Raw genomic sequence first — 15,793 nt, 5'->3', positions numbered from 1 at the left:
CATAAGCTGGATAGGCAGGATTTCATCCTGTATATAGCAAACAATGCAGGATGCTATATGGTTCCAGCGAGAAGCACTATGGGAAGAGCGCACATGGACGAGACCGACCGCGTGCTCGTGTCACTGCTCCAGGAGGACGCGACCCGCTCGTACGCGGCGCTGGGCGAGGCCGTCGGCCTCTCGGCCGGCGCGGCGCACGAGCGCGTGCGCAAGCTGCGGTCGCGCGGCGTCATCCGCCGCACGACCGTGGAGGTGGACCCCGCCGCCCTGGGCAGGGGGGTGCTCGCCTTCGTCCTGGTGGAGTCGTCGGCCTGGATGGGGGACACGTCCGAGTCCCTGGCGGCCATCCCCGAGATCCAGGAGGCGCACGTCATCGCGGGCAGCGCGTCCCTGTTGGTGAAGGTGCGCACCCCGACCACCGAGCGGCTCCAGGACGTCCTGCGGCGCCTGTACGCCGTCGAGGGGGTCTCGGGCACGGAGGCGACGGTGGTCCTGGAGACCTTCTTCGAGCGCCCCGTCGCTCCGGAGGGGCCGGACGGGAAGCAGGACGCGACGGACACGCGTGAGCGCCCCTGACCGCTCCGGGCGCGCCGGCGGCGGCCGGAGCCCCGCCCCTACTCCCCAAGTTGAATAGTCACTTCGCGGAGTATCATTCTGGTGTTCACGAGGGTGAGGAGAGGGCATGCGGTTCGACGGGGACCTGCGTTACGTGGCGCTGGGCGACAGCCACACCGAGGGCGTCGGTGACGGCGACGACAGCACCGGGGTCCGCGGTTGGGCCGACCGCCTGGCCGTCCACCTCGCCGCCACTGGCGCGCGGGTGGAGTACGCCAACCTCGCCGTCCGGGGCCGGCTCGCCCGACAGGTGCGGGAGGAGCAGCTGGCCCCCGCGCTGGAGATGCGCCCCGACGTGGCCACCGTGTTCGCCGGGGTCAACGACGTCATCCGCTCCGGGTACGACGCCGACGAGGTGGTCGGCCACATGGAGGCGATGTTCGCCGAGCTGACGGCCTCCGGCGCCCGCGTGGCGACCCTGACCTTCCCCAACATCGCGAAGGTCGCGCCGCTGACCAAGCCCCTGCTCCCGCGGGTGCTGGACTTCAACGAGCGCGTGCGCGCGGCGGCCGCCAGGCACGGCGTGGTGGTGGCCGACGTCGCCGCCCACGAGATCTCCACCGACCGGCGCCTGTGGGCACAGGACCGGCTGCACTGCACCCCCCTGGGGCACGAGAGGATCGCGGGCGCGCTGGCTTCGGCGCTCACCCTGCCCGGCGCCGACGAGTCGTGGAGCGACCCCCTGCCCCTGCTTCCCCGGTCCGGCGCGTTGCGCACGGTGGCCGAGGAGGTCCGCTGGCTGGGGGCCTTCCTCGGCCCGTGGATACTGCGGCGCCTGCGCGGGCGGTCCTCGGGTGACGGCCGCGTGCCCAAGCGCCCCGCGCTCCTGCCGGTGGAGGCGAAGGAGAGCTCCAGCGACGCCTGAGGGCCTCCGCCCGCCAGGAGGCGTTCCGGCCCGCCGCCCGCGCTCCCAGCTCTCCCCGGTCCCAGCGCCCCGCGTTCGGGACTCCGCACCACCGGGCCCCACGTCCCGTGCCCCGCCTTCCGCGCTCCCCCGTTCCAGCGCCCCGCGCCCCGCGCACAGATGTGACCCCCGCCATCCCCGTTTTTTTGCAACTTGTTGCATAATGGATCGCGGGTCGGCCGGACACCGGCCCGAGGCACCGCGCGAGGAGACGACATGGGCGAGTACCCCCACCTGCTGGAACCCCTGGACCTGGGCTTCACCACCCTTCCCAACCGCGTGCTCATGGGTTCCATGCACGTCGGCCTGGAGGAGGTGCCGGGCGGCTTCGAGCGGATGGCCGCCTTCTACGCCGAGCGCGCCAGGGGCGGCGTCGGCCTCATCGTCACCGGCGGCATCGCCCCCAACCCCGAGGGCGCCACCTACACGGGCGCGGCGAAGATGACCACCGAGGCGGAGGCCGAGGAGCACCGCGTGGTCACCGACGCCGTGCACCACGAGGGCGGCCGCATCGCCATGCAGATCCTGCACACCGGCCGGTACGCCTTCAGTGAGGACTCGGTCGCCCCCAGCGCGCTCAAGGCCCCCATCAGCGCCTTCACCCCCCGCGCGCTCACCGAGGACGAGATCGAGCGGACCATCGAGGACTTCGCCCGCGCCGCCGAACTGGCCGGGCACGCCGGGTACGACGGTGTGGAGGTCATGGGCTCCGAGGGCTACCTGATCAACCAGTTCATCGCCTCCGCCACCAACAAGCGCGAGGACCGCTGGGGCGGCTCCTTCGAGAACCGCATGCGCTTCCCCGTGGAGATCGTGCGGCGCGTACGCGAGCGCGTCGGCGACGACTTCATCCTGGTCTACCGCCTGTCCATGCTCGACCTGGTGCCCGGCGGCTCCACGTTCGACGAGGTGGTCCGGCTGGCCGAGGCCGTCGAGGAGGCCGGGGCGACCATCATCAACACCGGTATCGGCTGGCACGAGGCACGCGTCCCCACCATCGCCACGTCCGTGCCGCGCGGCGCCTACAGCTGGGTGACCCGCAGGCTCAGGGGCAGGGTGTCCGTCCCGCTCGTGGCGGTCAACCGCATCAACACCCCCGAGGTCGCCGAGTCGGTCCTGGCCGGGGGCGACGCGGACATGGTCTCCATGGCCCGCCCCTTCCTGGCCGACCCGGACTTCGTCGCCAAGGCCGCCGCGGGGACCCCCGAGGAGATCAACACCTGCATCGGCTGTAACCAGGCCTGCCTGGACCACACGTTCAGCCTCAAGGTCACCTCCTGCCTGGTGAACCCGCGCGCCTGCCACGAGACCGAACTCGTGCTCTCCCCCACCCGTGTCCGCAAGAGCGTGGCCGTCGTCGGCGCCGGCCCCGCCGGCCTCGCCTTCTCCGTGTCCGCCGCCGAGCGCGGGCACGCGGTCACCCTGTTCGACGCCGCCGAGGAGATCGGCGGACAGTTGAACCTGGCGCGCCGTGTGCCGGGCAAGCAGGAGTTCGACGAGACGCTGCGCTACTACCGGGTCCAGCTCGGCAAGCACGGCGTGGACGTCCGGCTCGGGGCCTGGGTGGGCGCCGCCGACCTGGAGGGCTACGACGAGGTCGTCCTCGCCACGGGCGTCACCCCGCGCGTGCCCGCGATCCCCGGTGTGGACCACCCCAAGGTGGTCGGCTACGTCGACGTCCTTCGGGGGGACGCGGAGGTCGGCGAGCGGGTGGCCGTCGTCGGCGCGGGCGGTATCGGCTTCGACGTCGCCGCCTTCCTCACCGACGGCGGCGGGGAGGAGGGCACCGAGGAGTTCCTCCGCAAGTGGGGTGTGGACGCCGACCCCTCGTCCGCGGGCGGGCTCGGCAGGCCCGAGCGCCCGGCCCCGCCGCGCACGCTGCACCTGCTCCAGCGCAAGAGCACCAAGGTCGGCGCGGGGCTGGGCAAGACCACCGGGTGGATCCACCGCCTGGAGCTGCGCCACCGCGACGTGGAGATGGTCGCGGGCGCCGACTACGACCGGATCGACGACGAGGGCCTGCACCTGACCGTCGACGGGGAGAAGCGCGTGCTCGACGTGGACACGGTCGTGCTGTGCACCGGACAGGACCCGCGCCGCGACCTGGCCGACGAACTGGCCGCCGCGGGCCGCGGCGCCCACCTGATCGGTGGCGCCGACGAGGCCGCCGAGCTGGACGCCAAGCGGGCGATCGACCAGGGCACCCGGCTGGCCGCGGCCCTGTGACCGCCTCCCCGGGCGGCCCGGGCCGCCCGGGGAAGGGCAAGCCGGGTTCAAGGATTCCCGGAAGCCGGTGACACACGAGTGACACCCGACCGCACGGGGTAGCCGCTCAGCATGAGATTCGGTGAAGACATCCGCGCGATCGAACGGGACGAGCGCCTCGACCCGGCGGTCTCCCGCCTGAAGCGCCTGGCCGGATTCATTCCGGCCGGCAAGGTCCGCGACGCGCTGCACGGTGTGCAGCTCGGCCATCCCACGCATCCGATCCTGGTGCAGTTGCCCATCGGCACGTGGATGGCGGCGGTCCTGCTGGACATGCTGCCCGGGGACCACCGGCGCAGCGCCCACGCACTGGTCAACGCCGGTCTGCTCACCACCCTGCCCGCGGTGGTGAGCGGCCTGGCGGACTGGTCGCAACAGCATGAGCGCCAGCAGCGTGTGGGCGTGGTGCACGCGGCGGCCAACGGTGTGGGCACCCTGCTGTTCGGTGCCTCCTCGCTGGCACGTGCGCGAGGGCGCGAGGGCTGGGGGAGGTTCCTGGCCCTGACCGGGGTGGGCGTCGTCGGCCTCAGCGGCTCCCTGGGCGGGCACATGGCCTACTACCGCGCGGCGGGCGCCAACAGCGCCGACTACCTCGCGGACCTGGTGCCCGACGGCTGGCACGACCTCGGTCCGCTGGACGGTTTCACCGACGGGGGGATCGACGGCCGCGACGTGGACGGCGTCCCGGTCGTCGTGGCGCGCACGGGGGACTCCGTGTCCGCGGTGCTGGGAACGTGCCCCCACATGGGCGCTCCCCTCGCGGAAGGCGAGCGGGTGGACGGGTGCGTGCGCTGCCCCTGGCACGGCAGCGAGTTCCGCCTGGACGACGGAACGGTCGTGCACGGGCCCGCGACCGCCTCGGTGGAGACCATGGACACGTCGACCGTGGAGGGACGGGTGATGGTCCGCCTGCACGCTCCCGAGTAGTGGCCGGGGTTCCTAGAATGCGCTCATGTCCCTGCCCCACGCCATCCTGACCGCCCTGCTGGAGAAGCCGTCCTCCGGCCTGGAGCTGGCCCGGCGCTTCGACCGCTCGATCGGGTACTTCTGGTCGGCCACCCACCAGCAGATCTACCGGGAGCTGGGAAAGCTGGAGCGGGAGGGGCTGATCCGGGCGCTGCCGGCGGCGGCTCCGACGCGCGGCCGCAAGAAGGAGTACGAGGTGCTGCCCGCGGGCCGGGAGGAGCTTGAGCGCTGGGTGGACGTGCGCGAGGACCCCAGGGTCGGCCGGGACCCGCTGCCCGTGCGGTTGCGCGCCGCCGGGGTGGTGGGCGTGCGCGGCCTGGTGCCGGAGCTGCGCCGGCACCGCGACCTGCACCTGCTCCGGCTGGAGGAGTACCGCGCCTTCGAACGGCGCGACTACCCGGACGGGCCCGCCAACGACCAGGAGCGCGTCCAGCGGCTGGTGCTGCTCGGCGGCGTCGACGTGGAGGCCGGGTGGGTGTCGTGGCTGACCCGCGCCATCGAGGAGCTTGAGGGCTCGCGATGACCGGGCCGGACCGGCCTGGTGGCCGCGCCCCTCAACCCCGGGCGGCCCCGGACTCCGACAGGTTCTCGGGCAGCCGCAGGCCGGGGCGCATCGGCACCAGCTGGGACTGGAGGACCATGGTGGCCGCGCCGATGGCGGGAGCGGTCGCCGCCGAGGTGGACAGCCGCACCTCGACCGGGTGGGTGGCGCGTGCGAAGAACGCCCGGTCCAGCTCCCGCCGGATGGCGGGCAGGTAGACGGACCCCGCCACGGCCAGGCTCGGCCCGGTCAGCACCAGCAGGTCCAGGTCCATCAGGTTGGCCAGGGTGCGGACCGCCGCGGCCAGGTGGCGGGCGGAGCGGTCCAGCAGGGCGCGCGCGGTGGGCTCGCCCCGGCGGGCCGCGCGGACCACGGCGGTGAACTCCGCGGCCACCGAGGGCCAGGTCCGGCCGCCCTCGCGGGTCAGGTCGGCGCTGCGGGCCAGGGCCGCGTCGGCACGGGCGTCCGCCACGACGGCCGCGGGCCCGGCGACCGCCTCGGCGCACCCCCTCCCGCCGCACCAGCACAGCGGGCCGTCCACGTCCAGGCACACGTGCCCGATCTCCCCGGCGTTCCCGCTGGCCCCCTGGTAGGGGATGCCGTTGACCAGCACCCCGGCGCCGACACCGGTGCCCATGTACACGGCCGCGAAGATCGACGACCCGCCGACCACCCCGGACCAGTACTCGCCGAGGGCGGCGGCGGTCGCGTCGTTGCCCGGTACCACCGGCAGGCCGATCGCGCCCTCCAGCTCCTCGGCCACGGAGTAGTCGGCCCAGTGGCGCAGCGACGGCTGCTGGTGGAGTCCGCCGGTCGGGGTCACCAGGCCCACACCGAGCACCCGGCCGCGCTCCACGCCGGCGCCCTCCACGAGCGCGTTCACCTGCTGCGACATGCGGGCGGTGATCTCCGCGGGAGCCTCGTCGCGCACCCCGGCGCGGGTCATCCGGGACACGACGGCGCCGGTGAGGTCGGTGAGGGCGTAGGTGATGCCGATGGGGTCGATGTGGACGCCCACGGCGTAGCGGGACTCCTGGTCGAGCCGGAGCAGCACGCGGGGCTTGCCGCCGGTCGACTCGGCGCGCCCGGTCTCCAGGACCAGGCCGTCGTCGATCAGCCCGCGGACGATGGTGGAGATCGTGCCCCCGGTGAACCCGGTCGCCTCGACCAGCCCGACCCGGCTGATCGTGCCCGCCGCCCGGATGACGTCGAGGACCGCCGCCCTGCTCGTCGTGTGCGGAATGGACCGTGCCGACCCGCCCATACAACCTCCACCGCTTCCGTGGCGTGGCGCGGGGAAGCCCCGCGGTGCACGCCGGGTGCCGCGCCACAGTGCCCCCGGAGGGCGCGTACCAGCGTACTCGCGGTTCGCGGCGGGCCGGGAACGCCGCGTCCGGGGCGCGGGGGCTCCCCCGGCGGTGATCTTGCTCCTGGTGGCACTGTCGGCGTCCCACGGTGACACCAGGAGCAAGATCATCCGGACGGGCACGGCCCCGAGGTGCCAGGTGTCGCGTCCCGCGTCGACGGCCATCCGGTCCACCGCCCTCCGCGCCGCGCGCACGCGGCCCCCGGTCCGGGTACGGGCCTCGCTCAGCGCGCGTCCCCGGCCAGGTCGCGGGGCAGGGCGCCGAGCAGCTCGGAGCCGGTGTGCGCCCTCAGGTCGGTGTAGGCGTCGGCGCTCAGCTCCGCCCCGGTCAACTGCTCCCCCTCCCGGTGGGCCGGATCGTCACCACGCCGTCGCGCAGGACCGCCGAGCGCAGGGCGCCGGGCAGCTCGGCGGGCATGTGGGGGTCGAACACCGGGCGCACGCCGACAGAGGTTCCGAGCTGCATCGGGGACCGGCTTCCTTCCGTGGCCGTCGGCGTGCTCGAGGGGCGCACGCCTCTCTTCGGCGCGGTCCGTGCTCCCGCGGTCGCCCCCTCCAACCCAACCGGGAGCCCCATACTGTTGACTTACTTTGTTCAGAAAAGTAAGAATCCTCAAGGTGGCCGGTTCGCACACGAGGGGATCGGCGCCGACGACGGACCGCACCGACCCCCGTGCGGTCCCCCGACCCCCACGAGCCGGAGAGACACAGATGATCCGTCACACCCTTCACGACGGCTGGCGGCTGTCCGCGACCACCGGGCCCGTCCCGGAGGACATCGCGGGCCGCGCCGTTCCTGCCCAGGTTCCCGGGAGCACCCACCTCGACCTGCTGGCCGCCGGGCTGACCCCCGAGCCCTACCTGGACACCAACGAGACCGAGCTGGCCTGGATGCACCGCGTCGGCTGGCGGTACTCCCTCACGTTCGAGGCAGAGGCCCCCGGGGCCGGCGAACGCGTCGACCTGGCCTTCGACGGGCTGGACACCGTGGCGACCGTGGAGCTCAACGGCGTCGTGCTCGGCACCACCGCCAACATGCACCGCGGATACCGCTTCGACGTGCGCGAGGTGCTGCGCGCCGGAGCCAACGAGCTCGCGGTCTCCTTCCGCCCCGCCCTGGAGTACGCCGAGGAGGTCCGCGAGGAGCTCGGCGCGCGTCCGCACGTCAACGCCCATCCGTTCAACATGGTCCGCAAGATGGCCTGCTCCTTCGGCTGGGACTGGGGGCCGGACCTTCAGACCGCCGGGATCTGGAAGCCCGTGCGCCTGGAGCGGTGGCGGACCGCGCGCCTGTCCCAGACGCGCCCGCTGGTCACCGTCGACGAGCGGGGCACCGGCCGGGTGGAGGTGCACGCCGACGTCGAGCACTCTGGGAGCGCTCCCACATCCAGCCTCGTCCTGACCGCCGAGGTCGCCGGGCAGCGGGCCGCCGCGACCGTGGCCCCCGGGTCCGGGAAGGGCGTGGTCGTCGTCGAGGTGCCCGACGCCCGCCTGTGGTGGCCGGTCGGCCACGGCGACCAGCCCCTCTACGACCTGGACCTCGCCCTGACCGAGGAGGGCGGCTCCGAGCCGCTGGACTCCGCGGCCCGCCGCGTCGGGTTCCGGACCATCACCGTGGACACCGAGCCCGACGAGCACGGCACCCCCTTCACCGTCGTGGTCAACGGCAAGCCGATCTTCGTCAAGGGCGCCAACTGGATCCCCGACGACCACTTCCTCACCCGGATCACGCGCGAGCGCCTGGCCAGGCGCGTGGACCAGGCCGTCGGCGCGCACATGAACATGCTCCGCGTGTGGGGCGGCGGCGTCTACGAGAGCGAGGACTTCTACGACGTCTGCGACGAGCGCGGCGTCCTCGTCTGGCAGGACTTCCTCCTGGCCTGCGCCTCCTACCCGGAGGAGGAGCCGCTGTGGAGCGAGTTCGAGGCCGAGGCCAGGGAGAACGTCGCCCGCCTCACCTCGCACGCCTCCCTCGCCCTGTGGAACGGCGGCAACGAGAACCTCTGGGGCTTCATGGACTGGGGATGGCAGGAGGAGCTGAGGGGCCGCACCTGGGGCCACGGCTACTACACCGACCTCTTCCCCCGGATCGTCGCCGAGCTCGACCCCACCCGGTTCTACGCCGACGGCAGCCCCTACACCCCCGGGTTCGCCCCGGACGAGGTCCACCCCAACGACGAGCGCCACGGCACCCGCCACGAGTGGACCGTGTGGAACCAGACCGACTACCGGGCCTACCAGGACCAGGTGCCCCGGTTCTGCTCCGAGTTCGGCTTCCAGGGACCGCCGACGTGGGCCACGCTCACCGACTGGGTGCACGACGAGCCGCTCACCCCCACCGGGGAGGCGTTCCTGCTGCACCAGAAGGCCGAGGACGGCAACGGCAAGCTCGACCGGGGCCTGTCCGCCCACCTGCCCACGCCCCGCACCTTCGAGGACTGGCACTGGGCCACCCAGCTCAACCAGGCCCGCGCGATCGCCTTCGGCGTCGAGCACCTCCGGTCCTGGTGGCCGCGCACGGCGGGCTCCCTGGTCTGGCAGATCAACGACTGCTGGCCGGTCACCTCCTGGGCGGCCGTGGACGGCGACGAGCGGCCCAAGCCGCTCTGGTACGGGCTCCGCCGCGCCTACGCGCCGCGCCTGCTGACCGTCCAGCCCAGGGACGGCCGCCTGGTCCTGGTCGCCGTCAACGACACCGACGAGGCCTGGTCGGCGCCGGTGCGGGCCGAGCGCCAGACCTTCGGGGGCGAGGTGCTCCACACCGAGGGGATCGAGCTGGACGTGCCGCCCCGCTCCGTGGCGGAGTCCGACCTGGCGCGGGAGCTGTTCGCGGCCCGCGACGCGGGGAGGGAGGTGCTCGTGGCCACGGCCGGGGACGTCCGCCTCGTGCACCCCTTCCGCGAGGACGTCCACCTGGACTACGACCCCGACGCCCTGACCGCCGTCGCCGAGCCCGTGGAGGGCGGCTACCGGGTGGAGGTGCGCGCCGCGTCCTTCGCCAGGGACGTCTCGCTGATGGCCGACCGCCTGGCCCCCGACGCCGAGGTGGACGACATGCTCGTCGACCTGCTGGCCGGGGAGGCGCACCGCTTCACGGTGCGGACCAAGGCGGAGGTGGACCCGGACGCGCTGGTCGAGGCGCCCGTCCTGCGCTCGGCCAACTCGCTGCACGCACGGCGGGTGTGATGGACGGACGCGAGGCCGCGGGCGCGGTCGGGCTGGTCCTGGCCAGGCAGCGCCGCCTGCTGGGCGCCGAACCCTTCTTCATGGAGTTCATCGCCGGGATCGAGGAGCGGCTGGCCGAGGACGACATGTCGGTCCTGCTGCACCTGGTGACCGGCCGGGAGGCCGAGACGGCCGCCTACCGCAGGTGGGCGGAGCGGCGTCTGGTGGACGTGGTCGTGGTCGTCAACCCGGCCGAGGGCGACGGGCGCCCCGCGGCGCTGCGCGCGCTCGGCCTGCCCGCCGTGGTCGCGGGTACCCCCGAGCCTGAACCCGGCACGCCCACCGTGCGCGCCGACCAGGCGTCCCCGGTCCGGGAGGCGCTGGCCCGCCTGCTGGACCTGGGGCACCGGCGCGTCGCCAGGGTGACCGGGCCCGGGGAGCTGGTGCACACCCGGGCCCGCACGGAGGCCCTCGTCGACGGGTGCCGGGCGGCCGGGCTGGCCGATCCGGTACTCGTCGAGGGCGACTACTCCGCCGAGGCGGGGACCCGGCTCACCCGCGGGCTGCTCGGGCTGGCGGATCCGCCGACGGCGGTCCTGTACGACAACGACGTGATGGCGGTGGCCGGGCTGGAGGCCGCCCGCGCCCTCGGGGTCCCGGTCCCGGGCCGGTTGAGCCTGGTGGCCTGGGACGACTCGACCCTGTGCCGTCTGGCCACGCCGGCGCTGACCACCATGAGCGTGGACGTGTACCAGTACGGGGTCTCGGTGGCCGAGTCGGTGCTGGAGTGCGCCGCCGGCCGCCCCGTCGCGGAGCGGTGGGCGCCCACGGCGTACCTGGTCCAGCGGGGCAGCACGGGACCGGCGCCCGCCGGGAGGTAGCCGTGTCGGTTCCGCGCCCTGTCGGCATGTGCCCATGTCGACAGGGCGCGGAGTCGACGGGCCGACATGTCGGCACACACGAAAAAGCCGCCCCCGGGGAGTACCCGGGGGCGGCTGGTGGCGGTGGAGGAGGGATTCGAACCCTCGAAGGGTTGCCCCTTACCCGCTTTCGAGGCGGGCGCCATCGGCCACTAGGCGACTCCACCGAGAGGAACACTACCGGATACGGCGCCGTGCGAAAAATCGGGTGAGGAGATCGGCGCACCGGTCGGCGAGTTCCTCGGCGACGAGGTCGGGCGGAAGGACCTCCGGGCGGTGGTTGAGCCGGGGGTCGCGGACCGCGTCCCACACCGACCCGGCCGCGCCCGCCTTGGCGTCCCGGGCGCCGTAGACCAGGCGGTCCACGCGGGAGAGCACCGTCGCGCCCGCGCACATCGTGCAGGGTTCGAGGGTCACCACCAGGGTGCAGCCGCTCAACCGCCACTCGCCGCGCGCGCGGGCCGCGGCCCGCAGCGCCAGCACCTCGGCGTGCGCGGTGGGGTCGCCGGTCGCCTCGCGCTCGTTGCGTCCCGTTCCCAGGACGGCGCCGTCGGCGTCCAGCACCACCGCTCCCACCGGCACGTCACCCGTCTCCAGGGCGCGTTCGCCCTCGGCGATCGCCGTGCGCAGGGCGGCGTCGACGACCTCCCGGTCGGTCACAGCCTCATGCCGTCGAGGATCTCCCCGAACCCCGCGCGCTCGGCCACCACCGCGAGGACGTCGCCGGGCAGGACTCCCCCGCCGACCGACAGCGAGCGCAGTTCGTCCTCGGTCACACCGAGGTCGGTGAGCAGGTCGCCGTCTCCGTCGGGAACGGGGTTGGGCCGGGCGCCCGCGCTCTCGGAGGGCGGCGGCGCGCCCAGTCCCCCGGCCTCGGACAGCACGGAGGCGAGCGGGTGGTCGTGCACCACCCGCGCGTCGGAGAGGTACACGCGCGGTTCCCTGCCGTCGTCGCCGGCGCGCACGACGGCGAACCACTCGTCGTCGGCCTCCACGAGCAGGAGCGCGAGGTCGCTCCCCCGCTCAGCCGCGAAGTCGAGCATCAGGTCGGTGACGTCGTCGATGACGTCCACGTCCCCGAGCTCGACCTCGGTTCCCCGCCACGCCTTCCCATTGGGAGCGAAGACAGCTGCGAAGGTCGACACCGCGTGCTCTCCTGTTCGACGGGATCCTCTTTACTCCAGCAGGTCCTTACCCCATACCGTCGAGGACACGCTGGAAGGACTGGGCGAATCCCAGCCGTTCGGACACGCTGGCCAACACCTCGTCCGGATACAGGTCCAGGTCCCCCGCCAGGGCGCCCAGCTCCATCTCGTCGAGGCCGAGGTCGGCCACGATGGACAGGTCGCCCGCGGGCAGCACCTGGTCGAGGTCGTCGTCGTCCGGCAGGTCGATGTCCAGGTAGTCCAGGACGTCCCGGGCCACCTGCCAGTCCACTGAGGCGGTCACGTCCGAGAGGAAGAGGCTGACGTCCTCGCCGTAGACCCGCACGATGATGAAGAAGTCGTCGCCGACCGAGACCAGTCCGAGGGAGCCGCTGATGCTCGGCTGCTGACGCAGTGCGTGGATCAGGCCCTTGAGGTCGTGCGTCAGCTTCACGGGGAGCAGGTCGACGTCCCAGTACTCCTCTTCCCTGTACGCGACGGCCGCGAAGTCGCCCGAGTCGTCGTCACCATGATCGAGCACTGTCATCGTCACCCCAACCCGGCCGGTGTATCGGTGCGGACGAAGGTATCCCGGATCGCCCGTGCGAGTGCCATGGTAACGATCACTCCGGCACCACCGTGGCCCTTGGTCCGCGTCAGTCCGGACCACGTTCTCACGAGAACCGGTTCCCCGCTTCCCCTCCGGCGATCCGGTGGGCCGGCGAAGGGCACGGGCCGGTCCGCGACGCGGCACCGGGACGGGGCGGATGTGGCCTGTGGGCACCCGGGTTCGGGTGGGACGCGCGGTTAGACTCGGGCAGGCCACCTCCCCAGCCACCGTCCCGTTATCCCAGCTCACCCGGAGAACGCTTTGGAAACCCTGGTCGTCGACCATCCCCTGGTCGCGCACAAACTGACCACCCTGCGCGACGTGGGGACCGACTCCCCGACCTTCCGGCGCCTGACCGACGAGTTGGTGACCCTGCTCGCCTACGAGGCGACCAGGGACGTCCGAGTGACCGACGTCACCATTCGGACCCCGCTCACGGAGACCACCGGAACGCAACTGACCCGTCCGACCCCCCTCGTCGTGCCGATCCTGCGTGCGGGACTGGGCATGCTCGACGGGATGACCCGCCTCCTGCCCACCGCCGAGGTCGGCTTCCTTGGCATGGCCCGCGACGAGGCCACGCTCCAGCCCGCCACCTACGCCGACCGGCTGCCGCAGGACCTGTCCGGCCGCCAGTGCTACGTGCTCGACCCGATGCTGGCCACCGGCGGCACCCTGGCCGCCGCGCTCAAGCTCCTGGTGGAGCGGGGCGCCGACCACATCACCGCGATCTGCCTGCTCGCCGCGCCCGAGGGCCTGGCCGCCGTGGAGCAGAAGCTGGCCCAGACCCTGGCCCCGGACCACGGGGCCACCCTGCGCGTGGTGACGGCCGCGGAGGACGAGCGGCTGAACGAGCACGGCTTCATCCTTCCCGGCCTGGGCGACGCGGGCGACCGCCTGTACGGCTGCGCCTGACCCTCGCGGCACCCCCGGCACCCGCGGCGCCCGACCGGATCACCGGTCGGGCGCTTTTTCGGTTCTTTTCGGCACGAAGCGAGTGAACGACCGAAAATCGGGCATGCCTCCTGCCGGTCCCCGCGTCGGCCCAGGTAGCGTTGGAGACCGATGTGAGACAGGACACGGCTTTGCGCCAGCCGAATTCATTTTGAGACGAGAACGTAACAGGTAGAAGTGATGATGGTTCCTGACCACCCGTAACCGGGAAGACCCACAGGACCGAAACCGCCCCCACTGGGGTTCAGCCCGCTGACAACGCACGTCCCTCCCTTTACGGCGTGACGCTCCCACACCCTCCAGCGGCTACTGAAAGACCCCGAGCGAGTACCCCGAGCGACCGCTGTAGCCCTCAAGGAGTGAGATGCCCGAGACCCCCTCCCCCTCGACCACCCGCGACTCTCGCTTCGAACCGGTTCTGTACCGGCTGGCCGAGGAGTTCTCCGGCGTACACCACACCTCGACCGTCACCCGGTGCGTCGACGCCGCGCGGCACGGCGCGGAGGACGTCACCGGCCGGGCCACACCCGAGCTCGTGGAGCGCATCGCCCGTCAGCACCTCCAGGTGCTCGCGCTGGCCTTCGCCGAGCAGAGGTAGCAATACGCGCATGCACCGATCAAGGTTTTCGGCCGTCCGACTCCAGCGGCAGAGTTCTGGGCAGAGAAATTCTCCGCTATATCTGCCTATGTCCCAAATGTCCTGACCTGCGGTGCGCCTGAATCACATTCCGGCCCACCAATCACTGGGTTACCAACCCCACCGGAACCGGACACAGCCCGCAAGCGCGGAAGGACCGACATACCGCCACGCCGAGGGTGCGCCCCAGGCTTTACGGGCATGATGGTCAGTGCGACAATCGCTGCTGGGTTGGTGGGTCAGGTGGATTCCAAGGGGAGTCAGTCGTGGCGAAGTTGAAAAAATGGGGCGGATACGCGCTCATCGGTTTCGTAGCGTTCTATCTGCTCACGCAACCGGAAAGCGCCGCAGGGGTGATCCAGAGCGCACTGGGCGGTCTGATGGGCGGCGCGGAGTCGATGTCCCGCTTCGTCAACGCACTGCTGCCGTAGTGGGAATGGTCGGGTGCCATGCGGCTCGTAGCGTCGAGTAACAGCGCTCCAGCGTCGGTCAACCGCTACCTCCTGCCACACGAGCAGGACGTGGTGACCATCCGTCGGCACCCAGCGGTGCTGATCGGACCGGTCGGAGCGGTCCTCGGCGCGCTGATCATCGCCGGGATCCTGAGCAACACCTCGGTCGCGGACACCGCCGCCGCACTGGCGATCATCTGGTGGCTGTGGCTTCTGGTGTTGGTGTGGTTCGTCTGGCAGGTCGCGGAGTGGTCGGTGGACTACTTCGTCATCACGTCGGCGCGGTTGTTGCTGACCCAGGGCCTGATCACGCGGCAGGTGAACATGATGCCGCTGGGCAAGGTCACCGACATGAGGTTCGAGCGGAGCCTGCTGGGCCGCTTCCTCGGTTACGGGACCTTCGTGATGGAGTCCGCCGGTCAGGACCAGGCGTTGAGCAGGATCATGTTCATTCCTTATCCGGAGCAGCTCTACCTGGAGGTCGTGGGGCTCATCTTCAAGGAGTGAGACCGCGTACAGCACCCGGCACAGGACATTCGGGCACCCGCCGAGACGGCGGGTGCCCTCTTCGTTGCTCCCGGCCCCGACGCCGGTTCGCATCTCGTTCACCTCCCGTTCACCTTGCCTCGAAGTGACACCTCCCTGTCCCACTCCTGGTGGGCACACCCTCACGCAGGGCTCCGGATCCGGACAGCGTGGAGACCCCTGGCCTGGGATGACGCGCCCCGGATACGCGACACGGTCCGGACACCCGACGCGTGAGCCCCTCAGAGTACCGAGTTGACTCCAAGGTGAACGTAAGGTTAACTTGGTCCATCTGATACGGAAACGAGGAGGGTCCCATGGCGCGCAGAACGGATCGTGCACCCAAGCCCGCTCGTTCCATCACGGCCCGTCGGCACATCCGCCCCTCGACCGGGACCCGCCCCTCAGGCCTCGTGCCCGAGCCCGCGAACGTCCCCCAGCCGCGCGAGGACGCCGACGCCACCATTTCAGGGCACCCGATCATGCACTGGGTGATGGTCACCGATGAGAACGGTCGCAACCGCCCCCAGGTCCGCTGGTTCTAGCCGGACGGCTTCCCGAACGCCCTTCGCCACCCGTGGCGGAGGGCGTTCGGCCGTGCGCGGCCCCCTCCCGCGGCTCCGGCCACCCGGTGGACCGGACGTCCCGACACCTCTCCTCATCGCTTTGTCGACAAATCGGCTTGAACATAAATAGCGATCCGGCTGTCCTTTACAGGGCATCCCAGG

The 15,793-nt window shown here is 72.1% G+C and carries 17 protein-coding genes and 1 tRNA gene; 12 read left to right on the top strand and 6 right to left on the bottom strand.

Annotated features, from left to right (window positions below):
* Positions 1–93: 93 nt before the first annotated feature.
* The 5 genes from NOSIN_RS22445 (at position 94) to NOSIN_RS22425 (ending at position 5,273) form a co-directional block, all read left to right on the top strand.
* Entirely contained in the window at positions 94–576 is a 483-nt protein-coding gene (locus tag NOSIN_RS22445) for an Lrp/AsnC family transcriptional regulator (RefSeq protein WP_077692636.1), read from the top strand.
* Between the two features lie 106 nt (positions 577–682).
* The gene (locus NOSIN_RS22440) at positions 683–1,480 is read left to right on the top strand and encodes an SGNH/GDSL hydrolase family protein (RefSeq protein ID WP_077692635.1); all 798 of its coding nucleotides are present in this window, start codon (positions 683–685) and stop codon (positions 1,478–1,480) included.
* 255 nt (positions 1,481–1,735) lie between these two features.
* Positions 1,736–3,745 carry an oxidoreductase gene (locus NOSIN_RS22435; RefSeq protein WP_077692634.1) on the top strand — a complete coding sequence of 670 codons (2,010 nt, stop codon included), beginning with the start codon at positions 1,736–1,738 and terminating at the stop codon, positions 3,743–3,745.
* A 111-nt stretch (positions 3,746–3,856) separates the two neighbouring features.
* Positions 3,857–4,711: a Rieske 2Fe-2S domain-containing protein gene (locus tag NOSIN_RS22430; protein ID WP_077692633.1), complete on the top strand. Its 855-nt coding sequence runs from the start codon at positions 3,857–3,859 to the stop codon at positions 4,709–4,711.
* 25 nt (positions 4,712–4,736) lie between these two features.
* On the top strand, positions 4,737–5,273 hold the full coding sequence (locus NOSIN_RS22425; RefSeq protein WP_077692632.1) for a PadR family transcriptional regulator: 537 nt from the start codon (positions 4,737–4,739) through the stop codon (positions 5,271–5,273).
* Between the two features lie 31 nt (positions 5,274–5,304).
* Here the strand turns inward: NOSIN_RS22425 and NOSIN_RS22420 are convergent, their stop codons facing one another.
* Positions 5,305–6,555 carry an ROK family transcriptional regulator gene (locus tag NOSIN_RS22420; RefSeq protein ID WP_077693721.1) on the bottom strand — a complete coding sequence of 417 codons (1,251 nt, stop codon included), beginning with the start codon at positions 6,553–6,555 and terminating at the stop codon, positions 5,305–5,307.
* 430 nt (positions 6,556–6,985) lie between these two features.
* A complete protein-coding gene (locus NOSIN_RS27355) occupies positions 6,986–7,123 on the bottom strand; it encodes a hypothetical protein (protein WP_170293705.1) in 138 nt (45 codons plus the stop codon).
* 245 nt (positions 7,124–7,368) lie between these two features.
* Between NOSIN_RS27355 and NOSIN_RS22415 the strand changes: the two genes are divergently transcribed.
* Together NOSIN_RS22415 and NOSIN_RS22410 are read left to right on the top strand one after the other, a co-directional pair.
* Positions 7,369–9,843, top strand: coding sequence for a glycoside hydrolase family 2 protein (locus tag NOSIN_RS22415; RefSeq protein WP_077692631.1), 2,475 nt, complete (start codon positions 7,369–7,371; stop codon positions 9,841–9,843).
* Entirely contained in the window at positions 9,843–10,703 is an 861-nt protein-coding gene (locus NOSIN_RS22410) for a LacI family DNA-binding transcriptional regulator (RefSeq protein WP_077692630.1), read from the top strand. The genes NOSIN_RS22415 and NOSIN_RS22410 overlap by 1 nt, the downstream gene beginning before the upstream one ends.
* Before the next feature lie 118 nt (positions 10,704–10,821).
* Here NOSIN_RS22410 and NOSIN_RS22405 read toward each other — a convergent pair.
* From NOSIN_RS22405 to NOSIN_RS22390, 4 genes are all read right to left on the bottom strand, one after another.
* Positions 10,822–10,909: transfer RNA gene (locus tag NOSIN_RS22405), tRNA-Ser, on the bottom strand.
* A gap of 10 nt (positions 10,910–10,919) precedes the next feature.
* The gene (locus NOSIN_RS22400) at positions 10,920–11,402 is read right to left on the bottom strand and encodes a nucleoside deaminase (RefSeq protein WP_077692629.1); all 483 of its coding nucleotides are present in this window, start codon (positions 11,400–11,402) and stop codon (positions 10,920–10,922) included.
* The gene (locus NOSIN_RS22395) at positions 11,399–11,887 is read right to left on the bottom strand and encodes a tRNA adenosine deaminase-associated protein (protein ID WP_077692628.1); all 489 of its coding nucleotides are present in this window, start codon (positions 11,885–11,887) and stop codon (positions 11,399–11,401) included. Before NOSIN_RS22395 ends, NOSIN_RS22400 begins: the two co-directional genes overlap by 4 nt.
* A 46-nt stretch (positions 11,888–11,933) precedes the next feature.
* Positions 11,934–12,434 carry a tRNA adenosine deaminase-associated protein gene (locus NOSIN_RS22390; RefSeq protein ID WP_077692627.1) on the bottom strand — a complete coding sequence of 167 codons (501 nt, stop codon included), beginning with the start codon at positions 12,432–12,434 and terminating at the stop codon, positions 11,934–11,936.
* Between the two features lie 324 nt (positions 12,435–12,758).
* On the opposite strand from NOSIN_RS22390, the gene upp reads away from it, so the two are divergent.
* The 5 genes from upp to NOSIN_RS22370 all read left to right on the top strand — a co-directional run bounded on the left by upp (position 12,759) and on the right by NOSIN_RS22370 (position 15,610).
* On the top strand, positions 12,759–13,412 hold the full coding sequence (upp, locus tag NOSIN_RS22385) for a uracil phosphoribosyltransferase (protein WP_077692626.1): 654 nt from the start codon (positions 12,759–12,761) through the stop codon (positions 13,410–13,412).
* A 403-nt stretch (positions 13,413–13,815) separates the two neighbouring features.
* Positions 13,816–14,049 (top strand): hypothetical protein, encoded by a 234-nt coding sequence (locus NOSIN_RS22380; protein ID WP_077692625.1) that lies wholly within the window; start codon positions 13,816–13,818, stop codon positions 14,047–14,049.
* Between the two features lie 305 nt (positions 14,050–14,354).
* Positions 14,355–14,519 carry a hypothetical protein gene (locus NOSIN_RS27350; protein WP_170293704.1) on the top strand — a complete coding sequence of 55 codons (165 nt, stop codon included), beginning with the start codon at positions 14,355–14,357 and terminating at the stop codon, positions 14,517–14,519.
* An 18-nt stretch (positions 14,520–14,537) separates the two neighbouring features.
* Positions 14,538–15,047, top strand: a complete 510-nt coding sequence (locus tag NOSIN_RS22375) for a PH domain-containing protein (RefSeq protein WP_077692624.1) — start codon at positions 14,538–14,540, stop codon at positions 15,045–15,047.
* 335 nt (positions 15,048–15,382) lie between these two features.
* Complete coding sequence (locus tag NOSIN_RS22370; RefSeq protein ID WP_077692623.1) at positions 15,383–15,610, top strand: hypothetical protein; 228 nt, start codon at positions 15,383–15,385, stop codon at positions 15,608–15,610.
* Positions 15,611–15,793 lie beyond the last annotated feature (183 nt).

This window comes from Nocardiopsis sinuspersici (genome assembly GCF_001998325.1).
In the GTDB taxonomy this organism is placed as follows: Bacteria; Actinomycetota; Actinomycetes; order Streptosporangiales; family Streptosporangiaceae; genus Nocardiopsis; species Nocardiopsis sinuspersici.
Note: the sequence above shows the minus strand (reverse complement) of the source record. Positions and strands in the feature narration are given on the sequence as shown.